This is a genomic window from Flavobacterium anhuiense, assembly GCF_004151235.1.
GTDB lineage: Bacteria > Bacteroidota > Bacteroidia > Flavobacteriales > Flavobacteriaceae > Flavobacterium > Flavobacterium anhuiense_A.
Map to the genome: position 1 here is coordinate 384584 of NZ_JUIV01000001.1, position 19747 is coordinate 404330.

Consider the following 19747-nt stretch of genomic DNA (forward strand, 5'->3'; position numbering starts at 1 on the left):
TTTATTGCACCTCAATTAGTATATTAAAAGACAAAGTCAAAATAGACAACAACTTTAAGACTTTGGACTTTCGACTTTGGGCTTTGGACTTTATGACTTTACAACTATTTTTACTCTTCGTCTTTAAAATTAAAAGGGTAATCTCCAAAAATCGGAGCTAGTTTGCGAACAGCATAAGTGTTTCTTGTCATCTTATTAGACAAGGCAATAATCGTTACGCCTTCTTTCATCAAAGTAATGTAAGATGAGGTATTTCCGTGCCACCAGCCATTATGAAAATAAAAATTCTGTCCTGTTTCCCAATTAATCATTCGAATTCCAAGACCGTAATTTTTAGTTCCTTTACGTTCGTTGCTGTAACCGGTATAAACTTGTTTCAACAATTCAGGCTTTAAGAAATCTGGCGATTGTCTTGCGCGATCAAATTTTAAAAGATCTCTAGCTGTAGAAAAAACATTTTTATCGCCATAGACATTATCCAAATAATCAAAACCGATTTCTACACCATTGCCTTTATAAGAAGGAACAATTTTCTTTCTGTCTTTATCGTCATCAAAAACATAAGTATGAGTCATTCCAAGAGGTTTAAAAATCATTTCAGACATGGCTTCTTTGTAGCTTAAACCTGTAATTTTTTCGATAATCAGAGCCAGCATCGCATAATTAGTATTGCAGTAGCTAAAACGTGTTCCAGTTCTAGATTCTAATCCAATATCTTTTGTAGCCAGAATATTTAAAATATCTTTATTGGTTAATTGATTATGTCTGTCCCAAATCGATTTGTCGCGATCTGTGAAATAGGCATAATTACGCATTCCTGTGCGATGATCCAATAACATTCTGATGGTGCATTCCTCGTAAGGGAAGGTTTTTAAAATTGTATTTACTTTTTGATCTAAGTCAATTTTGCCTGCGTTTACCAGTTTTAAAACCGCTGTAGCAGTTAACACTTTACTCACAGAAGCAATTTGTACAGGTGTCTCAGGAGTTATTTTGGTCCCTTCATTTTTATTGGCAAAACCATTATATTTTTCAAATAAAATCTGTCCATTTTTGGCGACTAAGAAGCTTCCATTCATGGTATTATTTGGCCAATTTTTGTTGTAAAAGTGATTTATTCTGCCGACAACCGAGTTTTTATAAGCCTGTGAAACTTGCGGTTCAGCTCCTAACGGCTTCATTTTAGGTAAAGTATCTTCGACTGTCTGAGTTGTATCTGTTGCTGTTGTTTTGTTTTGACCACAAGAACTTAAAACAAGCATTGAAAAAAGTAATTGTGGTATCTTTGTCTTTTTAAGGAAAATCATTTGCATCGTTCTTTAAAAACAAATATATCGAATTCAATTTTGTTGTATTCTTGGTTCTGAGGCTTTATTTTGTGTTTTTTAACATTTCATTAAGAAAAGTAAATTTTAGTCGGTTGTTTTTCAGCTTTTAACGGTTTTAAAACATTCTAAATAGAATTTTTGAAACAAAATTTTAACTAAATTTGTTATATTTGAAACAAATATGTTTTAAAAAGTTATATTATTAAAAACTAAAAAACCACATTAAATGAAATTTGGAATCATAAAAGAGAGAAAAAACCCGCCAGATAGAAGAGTTGTTTTTTCTCCAAATGAATTGGCAAGGATGAAACAACTTTATCATGATGCATCTGTAAAAGTTGAAAGTTCAGATATCAGAATATTTTCTGATGATGATTATAAAAATATGGGAATTACCGTTACTGATGACGTATCTGATTGTGATGTTTTATTCGGTGTAAAAGAAGTTCCTGTAGACGATTTGATTCCAAACAAGTCTTATTTCTTTTTTTCTCATACAATTAAAAAACAGCCTCATAATAGAAAATTACTTCAGGCGATTTTAGAAAAAAATATCGATTTATACGATCATGAAACGATTGTAAACGAACACGATCATCGTTTAATTGGTTTTGGAAAATATGCCGGAATGGTTGGCGTTTATAACGGAATTCGGGCATTTGGAATTAAATTTGAATTGTTTAAACTTCCAAAAGCAGAATCGCTTTCTGGAAAAGAAGATTTGATAAAGCATTTAAAACGCATTACAATGCCAGCTTTAAAATTTGTAGTTACGGGAACTGGAAAGGTTGGGAGCGGAGCAAAAGAAATTTTGGATGCCATAAAAGTGAAAGAAATTACGATTGATAATTATTTGACAAAAAAATATGCTCAGGCAGTTTATGTGCAGCTGGATGTTTTAGAATATAACAAAAGAAAAGACGGACAAGTTTTAGATTTTGTAGATTTTGTTAAGCATCCGGAAGAGTATGAATCTGATTTTGAGAGATTCACAAAAGTTTCTGATATTTATTTTGCAGGGCATTTTCATGCCAATAATGCGCCGATGATTTTAACGAAAGAAATGCTGAATGCAAGCGACTGCAAATTGAAAGTTGTGGCCGATATTTCTTGTGATGTTAATGGGCCAATTGCCTGTACAGTTCGCTCATCAACGATCGAAGATCCTTTGTATGGATATTTTCCATTAGAAGATCGTGAAGTTGATCTTTTTCATCCAGCAGCTGTTGCAGTAATGGCTGTAGATAATTTGCCATGCGAAATTCCAAAAGATGCTAGCGAAGGTTTCGGTGAACAATTTATGGAGCATGTAATTCCAGCTTTTTTCAACGGGGATAAAGATGGAATCTTAAAACGCTCCAAAATCACTGAAAATGGAAAACTAACAGAAAGATTTAGTTATTTGCAGGATTATGTAGATGGTAAATAAGTTATGAGTTTTGAGTTATGAATTATGAGTTAGCCGACTTTGTACATAAAATAAAAGGAGAAACATTTATGTTTCTCCTTTTATTATTTACGTTAGAGTAAAAACTCATAATTCATAATTCATAACTCAAACCATATCCTCAGGTTTCACCCAAGCATCAAAATCTTCTGGAGTTACATAACCAAGTCGAACAGCTTCTTCTTTTAAAGTAGTTCCGTTTTTGTGAGCGGTTTGAGCTATTTCTGCGGCTTTGTAATAGCCTATTTTAGTGTTTAACGCCGTAACGAGCATTAACGAATTATCAACTAATTCTTTGATGCGTTTGTGATTTGGTTCGATTCCTTGAGCACAATGTTCGTCAAAAGAAACACAAGCATCGCCCAGCAATTGTGCTGATTGTAAAAAGTTTGCAGCCATTACAGGTTTGAAAACATTCAGTTCATAATGTCCTTGCATACCGCCAACAGCAATTGCCATATCATTTCCTATAACTTGTGCGCAAACCATGGTTAAAGCTTCACATTGTGTTGGGTTTACTTTTCCTGGCATGATAGAAGAACCTGGCTCATTTTCCGGAATATGGATTTCGCCAATTCCAGATCTTGGCCCCGAAGCTAGCATTCTAACATCATTAGCAATTTTGTTTAATGAAACAGCCAATTGTTTTAAAGCTCCATGTGTTTCTACGATGGCATCATGTGCTGCAAGTGCCTCAAACTTATTTTCTGCCGTTACAAAGGGATGGTTTGTAAATTTTGCGATATATTCTGCGACTTTTACATCGTACCCTTTTGGAGTGTTTAATCCAGTTCCCACAGCTGTTCCGCCAAGGGCGATTTCAGACAAGTGGGCTAAAGTATTTTTTAAAGCTTTTAATCCGAAGGCTAATTGTGCTGCGTAACCTGAAATTTCCTGACCAAGAGTTAATGGTGTCGCATCCATTAAGTGTGTGCGCCCGATTTTAACAACATCTTTAAATTCGGTTGCTTTTTTTGCTAAAGTAGCATGAAGTTTTTCTACTCCAGGAATGGTAGTTTCAACAACCATTTTGTAAGCCGCAATATGCATTCCAGTTGGGAAAGTGTCATTTGACGATTGCGATTTATTGACATCGTCATTTGCTTTGATAAATTGTTCGCCTTCACCGATTTCAAAACCTTTTAGAACTTGAGCGCGGTTAGCAATTACTTCGTTTACATTCATATTGCTTTGCGTTCCAGAACCCGTCTGCCAGATTACAAGCGGAAATTGATCGTCTAGTTTACCTTCAAGGATTTCATCGCAGACAGCAGCAATTGCATCTCTTTTTTCTATTGGTAGAACGCCTAAATCGTAATTGGCGTATGCCGCAGCCTTTTTTAGATAGGCAAAACCTTCTATGATTTCTTTTGGCATAGATGCCGCTGGTCCGATTTTGAAATTGTTTCTAGATCGTTCTGTTTGTGCACCCCAATATTTATCGGCTGGGACTTGAACTTCGCCCATGGTGTCTTTTTCTATTCTGTATTTCATTATGTTGTATGTAAAAATGTTATTCGTAAAATGTGAAATGTTTAGATGAAATTCATCTGAGCTCTTTTAGAGAAAGGGATTGTATGTTCTAAAAAAGCTTATTTAAAATGAGTATAAATATACGGATAAATGTTATTTAACGAAAATTGATTTAGTTTTTATTGCTGAGAAAAAATATATACGCTACATTTGTCGTAACATTCAAAAATTCCGGAAAACATGTTTGAATTTTCACAGTACTTAGGTTTTTTACTTTTCTTAACCATACTAACTATAGGGTTTTGGTTAATGTTTTTCTTGGTAGGTTTCTTATCTTATTGGGTAACAGGAGCTAGCTGGGAAATGATCAAAGAGAAAAGAGCCAGAAAAAGACAAGAAGAACAATCTATTTAATTTTAGATTGATGTCATAAAAAAAGAACCTTTGGGTTCTTTTTTTTTGTGCCAAAAAAAAGGAAATTCCAATATCAAAAAATCTAAATTCCAATTTAATAAGTTTATTTAAGCCCGATTGGTTTTTAAAACCTGTCGGGTTTCCTTATAAATAGAAAATTCCAAATCCCAATGATAAAATTGGAATTTGGAATTTTTTATCCACATTGGAATTTAAAAGATTTTATCCAGGAAAATCTCCGCCGCCGTCTCCACCGCCGTCATTTCTTGGCTGTGCATTTTTATCTCTCTCACTCTTTGGTTTATTGAAACGATAAGTGAATGATAAATTGAACTGACGTTTACGGAATTGAAATTCGCTATATGAATTTACATCATCTAAATACGTATACGATCTCATTTTTCGTGAATTGAATACGTCGCTAATGTTGAAAGCAATAGTTCCTTTATCTTTCATAACATCTTTACTGAAAGCGGTATTCATTCCGAATTGGCCTAAGTTTTTACCTTGAGCTGTTTTTTGTTCTCCGTTATACATTGCTGTCAACTGCCAGTCAATTTTGTACGGAAGTGTAACTTTAGAGTTTACTCTTGCAAACCAAGAATTAGCCTGATTGTCTAAATTTTGAACAATCTCATTTCCTTGCGTATCTGTATAACTATGTTCTCCTGTTGTTTTTACATTAAAGAAGTTGAAGTTACTGTTTAATTTCCACCATTTGTATGGAGTGTAATTAAATGTAAATTCAAAACCAAATTTTTGCTCTTTTCCTAAGTTGATAGGCTGGCTTTTAATTACAGGAATTCCGTTAACTTGATCACCTGTAGGAGATCGCACAAAGCTGAAAACGTCTTTTGTGTCTTCAAAATATGCAGATGTATTAAAGGTTACCTTATCCCATTTTTTGATATAGCCAATGTCGTATTTGTCTGTTAAAGAAGGGTCTAGATCTGGGTTTCCTTGAAAGATATTGACGTTGCTAGCGTAGTTTACCGCTGGGTTCATGAAACGTCCTCTAGGTCTAGTTAGACGTTTGCTATAACTCGCAGTGAAGTTGCTTTGATCTGAGATTTCATAACTAATAAATGCACTCGGAAATAAGTTGTTGTATTTTTTAGTGTTGAAATCGCTGTTGTCTAATAAGTTAACGTGAATATCTGTATCTTCCCATCTTAAACCAAGTAAATAAGAGAATTTATTTACTTTGAAACCATACTGCGTGTAAAGCGCATTGATGTTTTCTTTATATTCTAAAGTATTTGATAAATTAGGATCTTTTGCTCCTCCATTTTCAGTTACATAATATTCGTTGTTAAGATCGCCAAAACTTCCTTTATATCCTGCTTCAAACTGGCTTCCTTTTCCTAATGGAAGAACATAATCTGCTTGAAATAATACTTGCTTTTGAACTTGATCGTTTAATGTATTATTGAAATTTGGTGAAGCTGTAATTTCACTAAAGCTGTCATCTGTATTTCTTGAAATCGAAAGGTCTGCAGTAAGTTTGTGTCCCTTATCGTTGAAATTTTTAATCAAATTAGAAGTATATTCAAAGTTTTCGCTTCCAGTATCTGCATTATTTAAACGATATGTTGTTCCAGTGTAATTATGGGCAGCATCGTAGTTGTAATAATTGATCAGATCTCTATCATCACCGCTATTTTTTTGGTAATTGATGGCGTTTGTCCAGAATGTAGATGGCGTTATAGTCCATTCAACACCAGCTCTTCCATTAAAACCTTTTCTAAGACGTTTTGTATCGCGATCTTCATCTAAGAAACTTTTTGTTGTACCATCTGGATTTAAATATTCAGAATTTGTCTGGCCAGCTCCTTCTGTAGTTCTGTAGTTATAACCAGCAGTTGTAAAATAGTTTAACTTTTCAGTTTTATAATTTAAGTTGGCACTTAAACCATAAGTTTCTGGTAAACCTGTTGAAGCAATAAAAGTTCCGTTAAAGCCTTGGTTTTTTCCTTTTTTAAGAATGATATTAATGATTCCAGAACCACCTTCTGCATCATAACGTGCTGAAGGATTTGTTATTACTTCAACTTTGTCGATTGCATCAGCAGGAAGCTGTCTTAAAGCTTCAGCCATGTTTATGGCTTGAGAAGGTCTTCCGTCAATTAAAATACGAATGTTGTCGCTTCCTCTTAAACTTACATTTCCTTCTGTATCAACAGAAACGGAGGGTACATTGTCTAAAACATCGCTTACGCTTCCGCCTTTTACAATCATATCTTGGCCAACGTTGTAAACTTTCTTGTCCAGTTTAATTTCAACTGTCGATTTTTCAGCACGTACGACAACTTCGTTTAATTGTGCAGCATCTTCAGATAGGTTTACAACGCCTAAATTGGTGTCGTCTTGAATGCTTTTTTGTTTAATTTCAGTTGATTTGAACGAAATAAACTCCACTTTTATATCATAAGTTCCGGGTGCAACCGCAACTTCAAATTCTCCTTTCGGGTTCGTAATACCTCCAGCAACAACTTTTGTGTCATTTGGAGCAGTAAGTGAAATTGTAGCATACTCTAAAGGTTGTTTGCTTACTTTCTCGAAAACTTTTCCGGTGACTTTTACTTTGGGTCTGCCTCCGGAACCTTGTTGAGAGTAATTGTAAAAACTTGTAAACAAGAATACAAGTAATACGGCAAATTTGATTTTTTTCATTTTCTGGTTTTCTTTTTCTCTTTAGACGCCAAATGTAGTTTTTGGTTTAAAGAGAAAAATCACAAAAAAATGTTAATAGGGTATTTTAGAATCAATCTAAAAAAGAAGCAACCAATTCTGGGTCTCGGCCAATTATAGCTTTTCCGTCTTTTACAACAATCGGGCGTTCGATTAAAATTGGATTTTCTACCATGGCATTTATAATCTCGTCATCGCTCAGAGCTTTTCCTTTAAAATTTTCAATCCAAATTTTTTCCTTAGTTCTAACGAGTTGGATTGGCTCTAAATTTAGTTGGCCTAATAATGTTTTTAATTGGTCAAAAGATGGAGTTTCAGTTAAGTAAGGTATGATTTCAAAATCTTGTTTTGATTTTTCAATAAAAGCAAGGCAATTTCTTGATTTTCCGCATCTCGGATTATGGTAAATTTGTATCATTTTCTTATATTTAAACGTTGCAATATTCGTACAATAAAATGGGATATTTTAGCAATGTCAAAAGTAAGATTAACTTATCGAATTTAAATTCTCATTTTTTAAAATTTTAAATTTATGTTTTTAGAACAAGGCATTAAACCTGAAAATAAGTTTTGGAAATATCTTTTAGGATCAGTCTTTATTATTTCAGCATCTTTTATAGGGCAAATTCCAATTACGGCAGCTGTATTTTATAAAACATTTACCGAACATAAAGTTTTTCCGACGACAAACGAAGGGATTATGAAAATGTTTGAATCTAATACAACTCTTTTTCTGGTAATGGTTTCTTTTGTTTTTGCTTTTGCAGGAATTTATTTTGTAGTAAAATACATTCACCATCAAACTCTTTTGTCGGTGACAACTTCAAGAGCTAAAGTAGATTGGAAGAGAATTTGGTTTTCTTTCTTTTTATGGGCTTTTTTTTCGCTGTTGAGCTTTTTATTTGTTTATCTAAGATCACCAGAGCAATTTATGTTACAGTTTAAATTGGTTCCTTTTTTAATATTAGCGCTTTTAGGATGCATTTTAATTCCAATTCAGACCAGCACAGAAGAGTATGTTTTTAGAGGATATTTAATGCAAGGATTTGCCAATTTATCTCAAAACAGATGGTTTCCGCTTCTGATGACTTCTGTAATATTTGGCTCCATGCACTGGGCAAATCCGGAAGTTGTTAAAATGGGAAATATTATTATGATTTATTATATAGGAACGGGATTGTTTCTAGGTGTAATAACGCTAATGGATGAGGGAATGGAATTGGCACTTGGATTTCATGCTGCAAACAATCTTGTTGGAGCATTATTGGTGACCTCAGATTGGACCGTTTTTCAAACAAATTCTATTTTTAAAGATCTTTCAGAACCCTCAGCGGGAATAGATGTAATTCTTCCAGTTTTTGTCATTTATCCTATTTTACTTTTTATTTTTAGTAAAAAATATGGCTGGACAAATTGGAAAGATAAGCTAACAGGAAAAATTAGTAATGTCGAATTAAATGCTTAAGAATATGCAAAACTTAACTCAAAATAACGTTCACAATTATTTCAAACTAAACGGATACCATTTAAACGCAAAAGATTTGTGCCGTGTGGCTTATAGTTACATAAAAGAAGGCGATGCGTACGAACAGTCAATAGGAGAGTTTTTCTTGGATTGGTTTGATAAAAAAGACTATATCGAAATGACAACTTCTGGAACAACAGGTCTTCCAAAATTAGTCAGATTAAAAAAACAGGCTATGATTCAATCAGCATTGGCAACTGGCGATTTTTTTGATTTGGAACCTGGGAATAAAGCTTTATTATGTCTTCCAACACAATTTATTGCTGGAAAAATGATGCTGGTAAGAAGTTTAATTTTAGGTCTAGAATTGGATGTGGTTTCGCCAAGTCTTCATCCGCTCGAATTAAATACGACTACGTACGATTTTGTTGCGATGGTGCCACTTCAAGTTCAAAATTCTATAGAAGGACTTTCAAAAGTTCGTAAATTAATTATTGGAGGAGCAAAATTAGATTCGGCTCTTGAAGAAAAGCTTTTGCCACTAAAAACAGAAATCTATGAAACATATGGAATGACCGAAACGATTACGCATATTGCAGCAAAACGTTTGGGAGATTCTGTTTTTTCGATTCTTCCAAATGTAAAAATTTCTCAAGATGATCGCCAATGCTTGGTTATTAATGTCGCTTCTATTTCAGATGAGCCAATTGTAACCAATGATTTGGTAGAATTAGTCAATGAACAGCAATTTAAATTTTTAGGACGAATTGATAACGTAATCAATAGTGGAGGAGTAAAGCTGATTCCTGAACAGATTGAAGCGAAATTGATCGGAAAAATTGCTAATAGATTTTTTGTAACGGGACTTCCAGATACTACTTTAGGAGAAAAATTAGTTTTGGTTATCGAAGGCGAAAAACAAGAATTTGAACCTAATTTTTTTGATGTTTTAGGAAAGTATGAAAAGCCAAAAGAAATAGTTTTCGTTTCAAAATTTAAAGAAAATGAAAATGGAAAGTTGTTGCGAAAACCTACCCTTCAGGATTAAAATTCCAATATTTAAAATTGCTTCGCCTGTTCGCTAACGCTCGGGTGCAAATTCCAATGCTGTGCGTTTAGAACTTTGTCAAAGTTTTAAACTTTGACAAAGTTGACAAGTGGAGTTCCAAGCTGGAACGCAAAAATAAATTTCAAGTTTTCGCAATCTTGTCATTTCGACGTAAGGAGAAATCTTCACAAGTAGCTCCGCTCCAATAGGCAAATCTTTGTGGAGTTTCTAACGAAGATTTCTCCTTACGTCGAAATGACAAAACAGTGAGAATAATTGTTTGAAGAGTAGAAAAAAAATAAAAAATCCCAAATTTCAATAACTCAGATTGAAATTTGGGATTTTAAATATTAAGCAATTCCAAGGCTGGAATTTGGAATTTCCTATTTTTTACGTTCCATAAGTGCCATATAGAATCCATCAAAACCAGATTCTGAAGCTAACATTTTACGATCTTCAATAAAAGTAAATTGTTTTCCGATTTCTGTTTTTAAGAATTTCTCTACCTGCTCTTGGTTTTCTGATGGAAGAACTGAACAAGTTGCATAAACTAATTTTCCGCCTGGTTTTACAATTTTAGAATAGCTTTCTAAAACCTCGCTCTGAACTTTACGAATGTTGTCGATAAATTCAGGTTGTAATTTCCATTTTGAATCAGGGTTTCTTTTCAAAACTCCTAATCCGCTGCAAGGCGCATCAATTAAAACACGATCAGCTTTTTCGTGTAATTTTTTAATCACTTTTGTACTGTCGATAATGCGGTATTCGATATTAAAAGCGCCATTTCTTTTAGCTCTTAATTTCAATTGCTTCAATTTACTTTCGTATAAGTCCATTGCAATCAATTGTCCTTTATTTTCCATTAAAGAAGCCATGTGCAATGTTTTTCCTCCGGCTCCCGCGCAAGTATCCACGACACGCATTCCAGGTTTTACGTCCAAAAATCCTGCAACTAACTGAGAGTTCGCATCTTGAACTTCAAAAAGTCCTTGTTTAAAAGCGTCTGTCAAAAATACGTTTGCTCTTTCTTTTAAAACAAGAGCATCTGGCTGGTCTTTTAAATATTCAGTTTCAATATTTAAATCCATTAAAGTATTTCTAAGACTTTCTTTAGTTCCTTTTAAAGTATTGGTTCTAAGAATAACTTTTGCTGGCTGATTTTGTGCAGCAATTTCTTTTGCCCAAACTTTTTCTCCAAGTTCTTTTACGCCCAATTCATCCATCCAATCTGGAATAGATTCTTTGATAGCTCTAGTTTTAGATAATTCGTCAAAACGTCCTTTTATTTTTCTTTCAGGAGTTCCTTCCAATTGTCTCCAATCTGGAATTGGATAACCGCGTAAAACAGCCCAAACCGCAAACATTCTCCATAGATTGTCTCTGTCATAAGGTTCTTTTACTTCGGCAATTTCAGCGTATAATCGTTTCCAGCGAACAATTTCGTATATGGTTTCAGCAACAAACTTCCTGTCAGAACTTCCCCAACGTTTGTCTTTTTTTAATGCTCTGGCTACCACTTTATCAGCATATTCTCCTTCGTTGAAAATTGCATTCAAAGAGTCAATGGTAGTATAAACTAAATTTCTGTGTAATCTCATTTCTATAATTTGAGTTGCAAAGGTACTATTAATTGATTGAAAGTTAAATTTTTAATACTGAATCTTAGTCTAACTCGTATTAAAAGAAAAAAACACTCCAAATTAGAGTGTTTTTTTGAATTATTTAAAAGCCTATTATTTTGTAATACGCGTTAATCCAATATTTTCTGGAGCGTGAAGCACCATCGGAAATTTTTCTATTTTAACAGAGCTGCTGTCCAGACCGAAAGCTCTTTCTTCAGACAAACTCAGTTTTTTAATGAAGAAATAAGAGTTCATGATAATATTTTCATGCCATCTTAAATCGTTATCATTTGATAGGAATTTCTCAGACAATACAAATTTGAAATCTCCAATAATATTATTTTTATTTAAGGATTCGTAACGGCTCGTAATATCTACTTCGCCTCGTTTTACCATATCTTTGATAACTTCTCTAAACATCAAATTGATTTTGGTTGGCTCTCTAAAACCTAAGTTGAAATCAATTCTATAAATATCGTCTTTAGCAATTTCAGTTACTTTATATTGCGTTTTGTAAGGTTCAGTCAAAATATTTACGTGAACAAACCAATAAATATCGGCTCTTTTCGGGCGTTTTTGAAGGATAGAATAGATGATTTTTTCCTCCAATTCGTCAACGCGATTTGCATTGGTCATATAAACCAAATGCGTAGCATATTTCGGAATAGATAGATCTTGGCTTAATTCTACTAAAACTTGTTTGTAATCGTCAACTTTAACCACTTTAGTGTAGTTTTTGTTGATTTTCTTAGCCAAATACCAGATTGTCATTACAGAAATGAGCAAACTCGCGATGATTAAGGTTACATAACCGCCTTCTGCAAATTTGGTGATATTGGCAAAAAGGAAACTGAACTCAATCAATAAATAAATAGTGATCAACGGCACCATAAAGTACAGTTTTACACGTTTCATGATTAAGTAGTAATTCAATAATATGGTAGTCATGATCATACACAAAATAATGGCAAGACCATACGCATGTTCCATATTTCCTGATTTCTCGAAATGTAAAACAATTCCAACACAGCCAAAAAACAATAGCCAGTTGATTGACGGAATGTATAATTGACCTTTTACTTCTGTTGGATATTTGATTTTTACTTTTGGCCAGAAGTTCAGACGCATTGCCTCGTTAATCAATGTAAACGAACCCGAGATAAGTGCTTGTGAAGCAATTACGGCAGCAAGAGTTGCAACTACAATTCCGAATGGTAAAAACCAATGTGGCATGATTAAGTAAAACGGATTTCCGTTTTCGCCTCCTAATTGTTGTAGAGTGCTTCCTTCGTGGTGAATTAAGTAAGCTGCTTGTCCAAAATAGTTTAAGACTAAAGTGGTTTTTACAAAAATCCAACTGATTCTGATGTTTTTTCTTCCACAATGCCCCATGTCAGAATATAAAGCCTCAGCTCCAGTTGTACATAAGAATACGAAACCAAGAACAAAGAAACCATCAGGATGTATCGATAATAAATGATAAGCGTAATAAGGATTAATTGCTTTAATTACTTCAGGATAATTCAATACTTGAATGGCTCCTAAAGTACCAAGCATTGCGAACCAGATTAACATCATTGGAGCAAAGAATTTGCCGACCAATTTAGTTCCGAACTGCTGAATGGTGAATAAAACGAATAAAATTGTAATTACGATATACACAATAGTTTGTGTCTGCATAGTAGGGTAGAATGCCCTAATTCCTTCTACGGCAGAAGAAATCGAAATAGGCGGGGTAATAATTCCATCTGCGAGCAGTGCACTACCACCAATAATCGCGGGCACAATAAGCCATTGAATTTTTGTTTTCTTGACTAATGCATATAAGGCAAAAATTCCTCCTTCGCCGTGGTTGTCTGCACTTAAAGTAATAAGTACATATTTAATTGTAGTTTGTAATGTCAGTGTCCAAAACACACAAGAAATACCTCCTAAAACAATATCAGCATTTATCGTGTGATCGCCCAAAATAGCCTTCATTACATACAATGGAGAAGTACCAATATCTCCATAAATAATCCCTAAAGTAATTAATAAACCCCCAATAGACAACTTACTATGTAAGTTTTTATGCGATGCGCTCATGTATAATTTTATAAAAAGACGGTTGCAAATTTACTGTTTTAAAACAAATTAGTGGCAATTATAATTAAAAAGATAAAAAAAAGCACAATCGTAAAATTGTGCTTACTTTTTTGATTATTATTTATTTCAAAAATTAACCTCGTCTTCCATTTCCTCTAGAACTTGAACCATTGTCTCTTTGGCTTTGTCCACCTCTAGATTCTTGGTTTCCTCTAGAAGATTCTTGGCTCATTCGTGGAGATTCTGAACGCTGGCTTTGCTGTGGTCTAGCAGAGTAATCTCTATTTGAATTGCTAGATTGGTTTTCAGAATAGCTTCTTGAACTTCTCTCTGTTCTTGGAGCAGATGCTTCACGATTAGAATATCCTCTTGATGTATTAGAAGTATTTTCGTTTCCGTAATCCCTTCTTTGAGTGTTTTGCACTCTAACACTGTTTTCAACTCTTTGAGAATTATAGCCGTTATTTGAATAACCGCCACGATTTGTGTTTCTTTCTGTGTTTACACTTTCAGTACTTCTGCCTGTAGAATTATAATCTCTATTAGTATTGTTGCTTCTGTCAACAGATGATCTGTTTGTAGCATTTCTGTTTTCAGCATATGTTCTGTTAGAAATACCATTGTCAGATGTTGTTCTTCCTGTATAATTTCTGTTTGTGTTGTATGTATTTCTATTAGCTTCTCTGCTCGCTACACGTCTTTGGTCTAATTCATATCTATTAGATGTGTTGGCATGTCTTTCAGCAAAGCTGTAGTTTGGACGCATTCTTTCGTAACCATAAGTACGTCTTGTTTCATAGATTGCTGGAGCTCTGTAACTTCTTCTTACATTCACATAGTTGTATGTATTGTGTACATTGATGCAAACATTAATGTTGTTTCTGTATCTGTAAACAGGATAAGGTCTCCATGCGCTATAATATGTTGGGTAATAACCCCAATACCAAGTTGAATAATAAGGTCTATAATTGGTTACCCAAAATGAAGTATAAATAACAGGAACAACACTATAGACAGGCTCGTAAATATAATTTGCTCCATACAAGTATGAGTTTCCAACAATTTGAACACTTACTTTATTGTAATTGTCTCTTTCTACGTCTATTGTAGCAACGTCTTGGTAAACATCACGATCTAAAACCGCTTGGATAATAACAACATGAGTTCTGTTTTCAACACTTTCGATTACACGAAGATAGTCTACTTCGTCATCACCGTTAAGGTCAAGATTTGATATTTGATATTTTGGATCATTTAAACGTCTTTCAAAATCTTGGAGGTTAGCTGATTCTCCAAACATCGAAGCAACAGCTCTTAAGTCTAAGTTATCGCTTATATCTGAGTTTTTTGCATAAACTGTAGCTCCAGCTTGGGCTTGGCAAGAACTAATTCCTAATGCAAATAGGGCTAGTAAAAGTATTTTCGCTTTCATGATAAAATCATATTGAAGATTAATATTCTGAGATATCCAATTACTGTGCCATAAAATACATGTAACATGATTTTGACGTTTAGTCTTTGATTATCAAATTGTTTTTTTGTTATCGTCTATGAAGAAATACATCTAAAACTGTAAAGACAAAAGGAATAATAATATCTTTTGCTCGAATTCCGGAATCATTACTGTAGCCAGTATTTCTTGAATTCATTATGATATTAATGGTCGCCACGTCTTCGAATATATTTGGTTTTATTTCCGATTGAATAATTATGATTTTTATATTGTTTTGAATTTTTTCTGAAACTCTTAAATAGTCAACTTTTCCATCATGGTTTAAATCTAAGTTGGAGATTCTCTCATCTGGATAGTTTAATCTTGTTTCGAAATCTGCAGCGTCTATAGATTGAGAAAATATCAAGGAAACGGCGTTTAAATCTAAATTTTCTTCTACATAAGAGTTTTTAGGATATACATTAACTTTTTGAGCAATGAGGGAATTTACTAAGAGTATAAATATTCCTGTAAATAGTATGTTTTTCATATTTTACTTGTTAAATATTTTATTTGTAAGAAAACAACTATCGTGCCAGAAAAGAATGCAGAATGATTTTGATATTTTATAAATAATCGTATTTTAGCGTTAACCAAATTTTAAATTTCCTATGAAAAAACTCTCTTTATTTTGTGTTATTTTTATTTTATTGATGTCTTTTAAGGCATTTAATTATAAAACCGACGTTGTTTATAATAATGGTTTTACATCAATGACAATAGATACATTGTTTAAGGACAGAATTAGTATTAGAGCAATTCTTATTGATAAAAATAAAGTTTGGTACGGAGCTGATAATTCTCGTTTTGGGTATTATGATTTGGATAAAAAAGAAAAATTTGAAGAGCATATTTATCGTGATACACTTAAATTAGAATTTAGAAGTATTGCGCAAACTTCAAAAGATATTTTTTTATTGAGTGTGGCAAATCCTGCACTTCTTTATTCAGTTTCTAAAAAAGACCGCAAAGTTAAATTGGTCTATAAAGAAGTTAATCCGAAGGTTTTTTACGATAGCATGCAGTTTTGGAATGATAAGGAAGGAATTGCAATTGGTGATCCAACAGAAGATACATTCTCAATTATTGTTACTCGTGACGGTGGAGAAACGTGGACAAAACTGCTTTCTGATAAATTACCAACAAATAGCACAGGAGAAGCGGCCTTTGCAGCTAGTAACACTAATATTGTTATAAAAGGAAATGATACATGGTTAGTATCAGGCGGAAAAAAAGCGCGTGTTTTTTATTCTCCAGATAAAGCAAAAACATGGAAAGTTGTAGAAACTCCTATCGTACAGGGAAAACAAATGACAGGAATTTTTACTGCCGATTTTTACGATTCTAAGCAAGGTTTCATTGCAGGAGGAGATTACGATCTGCCTAATAATAAAGCCAATAATAAAGCTTTCACAAAAGATGGCGGTAAGACTTGGCAATTAATTGGTCAGAATATGGGATTTGGTTATGCATCATGTGTGCAATATGTTCCAGGAGGTAATGGGAGAGAAATTGTTTGTGTAGGTTCTGAAGGAATTCAATATTCTCAAAATGGAGGAGAAAACTGGATGCAGCTTTCTACAGATAACAGATTTTTTACTATTCGATTTGTGAATAGAAATACTGCAATCGCAGCTGGACATAATAAAGTAGTTCGATTGAATTTTAAATAAAAAATAAGAACCCTAAATAATAAAGTAAGTATTATTATATAGGGTTCTTATCGCTGTTGTTTTGTTAAGCTTAATCTTTATTGGCTTTGTCTCGGTATTGTTGCAATAATTTTCGGTTAAAATCGTCTTCAGATTTTTTAAGTAGGAGTATTTTCTTTGCAGGAAGTACTTTCTTTAGACTATTCATATACTTTTCGCGAAGCTGATATATTTCCTTATCCGTGCTTTCAATTTGAGATAATAGTGTTGCTGCTTCTTTATCTGAAAGATTTTTAAGATTGTCATCTTTTAGCTGTCTCAGATAAGTTTTCATTTTTAAATACTTCAATTCATATTGCTTATCGTCATAAGCGTTGTAAATTGGCCAGAATTTTTCGGCTTCGGTAGAAGTTAGTTCTAATTCTGTCGTTAAAAATGACACTTTAAAAGCTTTAATTTTTTCTCGCTTTTCATCAATTTTTCCATTTTGTGCAAAAAATGAAAAACTTATCAGAAATAGCAATAGCGGTAAAATGTTCTTTATTTTCATTGTTAAGCTAAGTTGTTGAGTTAAGTTTGATTTAATTTTGTTCTGAAATTAAGTGTTCTAGGTTTGGACTCGTTGCCAAAATGTCTTCTAAGGTTTCGTCTTCCAAAGTAACGTCGTTGCCTAATTTTTCTATATCACTGTCGTCTAATTTTTGAATCAAATCGTATTGGCTTATGTTGGAGTGATACGATAAATAATTTTCTAATGTAGCTTCGTCAAGTTCGTTTGAATTTGCTCTATAATTATTTATGATAGGAATTAATAATGCAAAGCCAACCACTGCAGCGGCCACTGTCCAAATTGTTTTTTTACGTTTGTAAAAAGGAATTACTTTAACTTCTTTTTCATTTAATTTCTGTAAAACCTTTTCTGAAAAATCATCAAAATAGTTTTCCGGAGTTTTAAATCCAGATTTTATTTTGGGTTCGTTTTCTAATTTAAATGTTTTCATAATATTTATAAGACAGTTTTTGTTACAAAAGGTTTAATTTGATGTAACATATAATTCGATTTTTTTTACTGCGTGATGATAAGATGCTTTAAGAGCACCGACAGATGTTCCTAAAATATCTGCAATTTCTTCATATTTTAACTCTTCAAAATATTTCATTTTGAAAACTAATTGCTGTTTCTCCGGAAGCGTTACAATCGCTTTTTGAAGTTTGATTTGAATTTCGTCTCCATCAAAATAAAGATCGGCTTTTAATCCATCAATAGTTTTATTTTGCAGATCTTCAGACGAAATGCCGCTCAGTTTTGCTTTTTGCGATAACAAAGTCAAAGCTTCGTTAGTAGCAATACGATACATCCAGGAAAACAGTTTACTTTCTCCTTTAAAGTTTTTAAGATTTTGAAAGACTTTTACAAAAGTGTTCTGTAAAACATCGTCGGCATCATCATGATTCAAAACAATGTTTCGAATATGAGAATACAAAGGTTTCTGATAATCAGACAAGAGTTTTTGAAACGCAGTATTTTGCGTTTCAGGGGTTAATAGTTGTTTTATAAATTCTTTCTCGCCTATCAAACTTTTTGTTTTGTAAACTTACTTTAATAGAAGTTAGACAGAATTTAAAACAAAAGGTTTAATAGACCTTTGAAATTATTTAAAATTCTGAGTCTTCTTCTTGTGCAGGTGTTTGCGCAGGAGCAGGAGCTGGCGCAGCTGGTTTGCGTTTTACAGGCTCTGTACGTGGCTGTTCAGTACGTGGCTCACCTGGAGTTTCGCCAGTATTTTCTGGAGCATAAACAGGATCGGTTACAACAGCAGCAGGAACTACTTTTGGTTTTATTGGGAAATAAATCTCGGTTACCAATTTTGAAGAAGCTTTTACATCCAATTTGCTTAATGTCAAGATTTCAAGATGTGACCAGCTTAAATCTGGAATAATCTTTTGATTGTTGATATAAGCTGTTGTTTTTGCAATGGCTTCATTTCTATGAGAATAATCTCCATTAAGCGTTGTTTTTACGGCATCAAAACCATTTAATTTTCCTGCTAAAATATCGCTTCCAGAACTAGTTGAAATCTCTTTATTAATAGGCAGACAGATTGAGATCTTTGCTAAACCAGTTTTAGTGTCGTAAGTATGATAAATAATAAACGGTTTTCCCACCGCAGACAAGCCATTTGTTTCGCTAAATTGAATAAGCTTCGGAATTACAATTCTAGCATTTTTGCTTACTTTGGCAATTTCGCTAGTAAAAGTCTGTTTGATATAAGGAGTTTCAGTTTTCTTAACCACTCCGTCTACTTTAATGGCAAAAGTTTTGGTTTCGTAATCTAAGTTTTTGTCAATATTGGCTAAGCTTTTTTCGTAGATAGTTCCAATAACTCTATCTGAACCTCCATGAAGAGCGGTGTATATTTTAAATAGAAAACTCATAGTTCCTTTTCCTTTCCAAGTAACTTTTGTTTTTCCTTTCAAAGTGTCTTTTAAAGTCCAATTTACATCAGCTTCGGTGCCATCAAATTGCATTTTTTGATCAATACTTTCGCCGTCTTTTGTTTTAAGAATAATAGAATTTCCTTGTCCATCAGCACCATCCCAATAAAATGTAGCGCCATTTCCGCTAGTTTTATTAGCATAAGTCATTTTGATAGAAGGATCTTCAACTGACCATGATTCAAAATCTTCGTAATTTCTAAAGTCGTTTAAGTAATTATAAACCGTTGCACGAGGCGAATTGATAACTTTACTTCTTTCTACATAAAAATCTCCTTTCTGAGTAGCAACAAAAACAGTAAGAGCAACAAAGCTTAAAAGTGCAAAAAGAAATAAATACTTTAGAATTTTCATGGCAGATTAATTGGTTTCGGTAAAGTTATAAATTTTATTATGAGTCTTACTAATAACCCAGAATTATTAGGTTTTATTTTATTGCGACCAGAATAATTTATCTTTTTAGAAAGATTTTAATTACGAACAAAAGGACAATAAAAAGCAGAAAGGCAAGGAGTACTTTGTAATTTCCTTTAT

17 protein-coding genes are annotated in these 19747 nt (G+C 33.2%); 5 read left to right on the top strand and 12 right to left on the bottom strand.

All coding sequences use genetic code 11. From position 1 onward, the window contains the following. Window positions 1-110 precede the first annotated feature (110 nt). Entirely contained in the window at window positions 111-1313 is a 1203-nt protein-coding gene (locus NU08_RS01625; protein WP_129745509.1) for a serine hydrolase domain-containing protein, read from the bottom strand. Window positions 1314-1554: 241 nt separating this feature from the next. Here NU08_RS01625 and NU08_RS01630 point away from each other — a divergent pair, with 241 nt between their 5' ends. Next, window positions 1555-2757: an NAD(P)-dependent oxidoreductase gene (locus tag NU08_RS01630; protein ID WP_129745511.1), complete on the top strand. Its 1203-nt coding sequence runs from the start codon at window positions 1555-1557 to the stop codon at window positions 2755-2757. Window positions 2758-2883: 126 nt separating this feature from the next. Here the strand turns inward: NU08_RS01630 and fumC are convergent, their stop codons facing one another. Continuing rightward, window positions 2884-4269: a class II fumarate hydratase gene (fumC, locus tag NU08_RS01635; protein WP_129745513.1), complete on the bottom strand. Its 1386-nt coding sequence runs from the start codon at window positions 4267-4269 to the stop codon at window positions 2884-2886. A 219-nt stretch (window positions 4270-4488) separates the two neighbouring features. Here fumC and NU08_RS22195 point away from each other — a divergent pair, with 219 nt between their 5' ends. Continuing rightward, on the top strand, window positions 4489-4662 hold the full coding sequence (locus NU08_RS22195; protein ID WP_008468464.1) for a hypothetical protein: 174 nt from the start codon (window positions 4489-4491) through the stop codon (window positions 4660-4662). A gap of 222 nt (window positions 4663-4884) precedes the next feature. Here the strand turns inward: NU08_RS22195 and NU08_RS01640 are convergent, their stop codons facing one another. Together NU08_RS01640 and arsC are read right to left on the bottom strand one after the other, a co-directional pair. Next, the gene (locus NU08_RS01640; RefSeq protein WP_129745515.1) at window positions 4885-7335 is read right to left on the bottom strand and encodes an outer membrane beta-barrel family protein; all 2451 of its coding nucleotides are present in this window, start codon (window positions 7333-7335) and stop codon (window positions 4885-4887) included. A gap of 91 nt (window positions 7336-7426) precedes the next feature. After that, window positions 7427-7771 carry an arsenate reductase (glutaredoxin) gene (gene arsC, locus NU08_RS01645; protein ID WP_129745517.1) on the bottom strand — a complete coding sequence of 115 codons (345 nt, stop codon included), beginning with the start codon at window positions 7769-7771 and terminating at the stop codon, window positions 7427-7429. A 114-nt stretch (window positions 7772-7885) separates the two neighbouring features. Between arsC and NU08_RS01650 the strand changes: the two genes are divergently transcribed. Both NU08_RS01650 and NU08_RS01655 read left to right on the top strand, forming a co-directional pair. After that, window positions 7886-8818, top strand: coding sequence for a CPBP family intramembrane glutamic endopeptidase (locus NU08_RS01650; RefSeq protein ID WP_129745519.1), 933 nt, complete (start codon window positions 7886-7888; stop codon window positions 8816-8818). A 4-nt stretch (window positions 8819-8822) separates the two neighbouring features. After that, a complete protein-coding gene (locus NU08_RS01655) occupies window positions 8823-9866 on the top strand; it encodes an AMP-binding protein (protein WP_129745521.1) in 1044 nt (347 codons plus the stop codon). 383 nt (window positions 9867-10249) lie between these two features. Here NU08_RS01655 and NU08_RS01660 read toward each other — a convergent pair whose 3' ends face one another. The 4 genes from NU08_RS01660 to NU08_RS01675 form a co-directional block, all read right to left on the bottom strand. After that, on the bottom strand, window positions 10250-11464 hold the full coding sequence (locus tag NU08_RS01660; RefSeq protein ID WP_129745523.1) for an RsmB/NOP family class I SAM-dependent RNA methyltransferase: 1215 nt from the start codon (window positions 11462-11464) through the stop codon (window positions 10250-10252). Window positions 11465-11599: 135 nt separating this feature from the next. Continuing rightward, complete coding sequence (locus NU08_RS01665; protein ID WP_129745525.1) at window positions 11600-13573, bottom strand: KUP/HAK/KT family potassium transporter; 1974 nt, start codon at window positions 13571-13573, stop codon at window positions 11600-11602. Window positions 13574-13706: 133 nt separating this feature from the next. Next, window positions 13707-15005 (bottom strand): hypothetical protein, encoded by a 1299-nt coding sequence (locus NU08_RS01670; RefSeq protein WP_129745527.1) that lies wholly within the window; start codon window positions 15003-15005, stop codon window positions 13707-13709. 109 nt (window positions 15006-15114) lie between these two features. Further along, window positions 15115-15555 carry a hypothetical protein gene (locus tag NU08_RS01675; protein WP_129745529.1) on the bottom strand — a complete coding sequence of 147 codons (441 nt, stop codon included), beginning with the start codon at window positions 15553-15555 and terminating at the stop codon, window positions 15115-15117. Window positions 15556-15676: 121 nt separating this feature from the next. On the opposite strand from NU08_RS01675, the gene NU08_RS01680 reads away from it, so the two are divergent. After that, window positions 15677-16738 (top strand): oxidoreductase, encoded by a 1062-nt coding sequence (locus NU08_RS01680; protein WP_129745531.1) that lies wholly within the window; start codon window positions 15677-15679, stop codon window positions 16736-16738. 70 nt (window positions 16739-16808) lie between these two features. Here the strand turns inward: NU08_RS01680 and NU08_RS01685 are convergent, their stop codons facing one another. The 4 genes from NU08_RS01685 to NU08_RS01700 form a co-directional block, all read right to left on the bottom strand. Continuing rightward, window positions 16809-17267 (bottom strand): sensor of ECF-type sigma factor, encoded by a 459-nt coding sequence (locus NU08_RS01685; RefSeq protein WP_129745533.1) that lies wholly within the window; start codon window positions 17265-17267, stop codon window positions 16809-16811. A 31-nt stretch (window positions 17268-17298) separates the two neighbouring features. Then, entirely contained in the window at window positions 17299-17718 is a 420-nt protein-coding gene (locus NU08_RS01690) for a hypothetical protein (protein ID WP_129745535.1), read from the bottom strand. Window positions 17719-17751: 33 nt separating this feature from the next. After that, on the bottom strand, window positions 17752-18294 hold the full coding sequence (locus NU08_RS01695; RefSeq protein WP_129745537.1) for an RNA polymerase sigma factor: 543 nt from the start codon (window positions 18292-18294) through the stop codon (window positions 17752-17754). Between the two features lie 79 nt (window positions 18295-18373). Continuing rightward, window positions 18374-19567, bottom strand: a complete 1194-nt coding sequence (locus NU08_RS01700; RefSeq protein ID WP_129745539.1) for an SRPBCC family protein — start codon at window positions 19565-19567, stop codon at window positions 18374-18376. Between the last annotated feature and the right edge of the window lie 180 nt (window positions 19568-19747).

Coding starts and splice junctions, on each gene's coding strand:
- NU08_RS01625 (WP_129745509.1), bottom strand. CDS start 1,313: ATGCAAATGATTTTCCTTAAAAAGACAAAGATACCACAATTACTTTTT.
- NU08_RS01630 (WP_129745511.1), top strand. CDS start 1,555: ATGAAATTTGGAATCATAAAAGAGAGAAAAAACCCGCCAGATAGAAGA.
- fumC (WP_129745513.1), bottom strand. CDS start 4,269: ATGAAATACAGAATAGAAAAAGACACCATGGGCGAAGTTCAAGTCCCA.
- NU08_RS22195 (WP_008468464.1), top strand. CDS start 4,489: ATGTTTGAATTTTCACAGTACTTAGGTTTTTTACTTTTCTTAACCATA.
- NU08_RS01640 (WP_129745515.1), bottom strand. CDS start 7,335: ATGAAAAAAATCAAATTTGCCGTATTACTTGTATTCTTGTTTACAAGT.
- arsC (WP_129745517.1), bottom strand. CDS start 7,771: ATGATACAAATTTACCATAATCCGAGATGCGGAAAATCAAGAAATTGC.
- NU08_RS01650 (WP_129745519.1), top strand. CDS start 7,886: ATGTTTTTAGAACAAGGCATTAAACCTGAAAATAAGTTTTGGAAATAT.
- NU08_RS01655 (WP_129745521.1), top strand. CDS start 8,823: ATGCAAAACTTAACTCAAAATAACGTTCACAATTATTTCAAACTAAAC.
- NU08_RS01660 (WP_129745523.1), bottom strand. CDS start 11,464: ATGAGATTACACAGAAATTTAGTTTATACTACCATTGACTCTTTGAAT.
- NU08_RS01665 (WP_129745525.1), bottom strand. CDS start 13,573: ATGAGCGCATCGCATAAAAACTTACATAGTAAGTTGTCTATTGGGGGT.
- NU08_RS01670 (WP_129745527.1), bottom strand. CDS start 15,005: ATGAAAGCGAAAATACTTTTACTAGCCCTATTTGCATTAGGAATTAGT.
- NU08_RS01675 (WP_129745529.1), bottom strand. CDS start 15,555: ATGAAAAACATACTATTTACAGGAATATTTATACTCTTAGTAAATTCC.
- NU08_RS01680 (WP_129745531.1), top strand. CDS start 15,677: ATGAAAAAACTCTCTTTATTTTGTGTTATTTTTATTTTATTGATGTCT.
- NU08_RS01685 (WP_129745533.1), bottom strand. CDS start 17,267: ATGAAAATAAAGAACATTTTACCGCTATTGCTATTTCTGATAAGTTTT.
- NU08_RS01690 (WP_129745535.1), bottom strand. CDS start 17,718: ATGAAAACATTTAAATTAGAAAACGAACCCAAAATAAAATCTGGATTT.
- NU08_RS01700 (WP_129745539.1), bottom strand. CDS start 19,567: ATGAAAATTCTAAAGTATTTATTTCTTTTTGCACTTTTAAGCTTTGTT.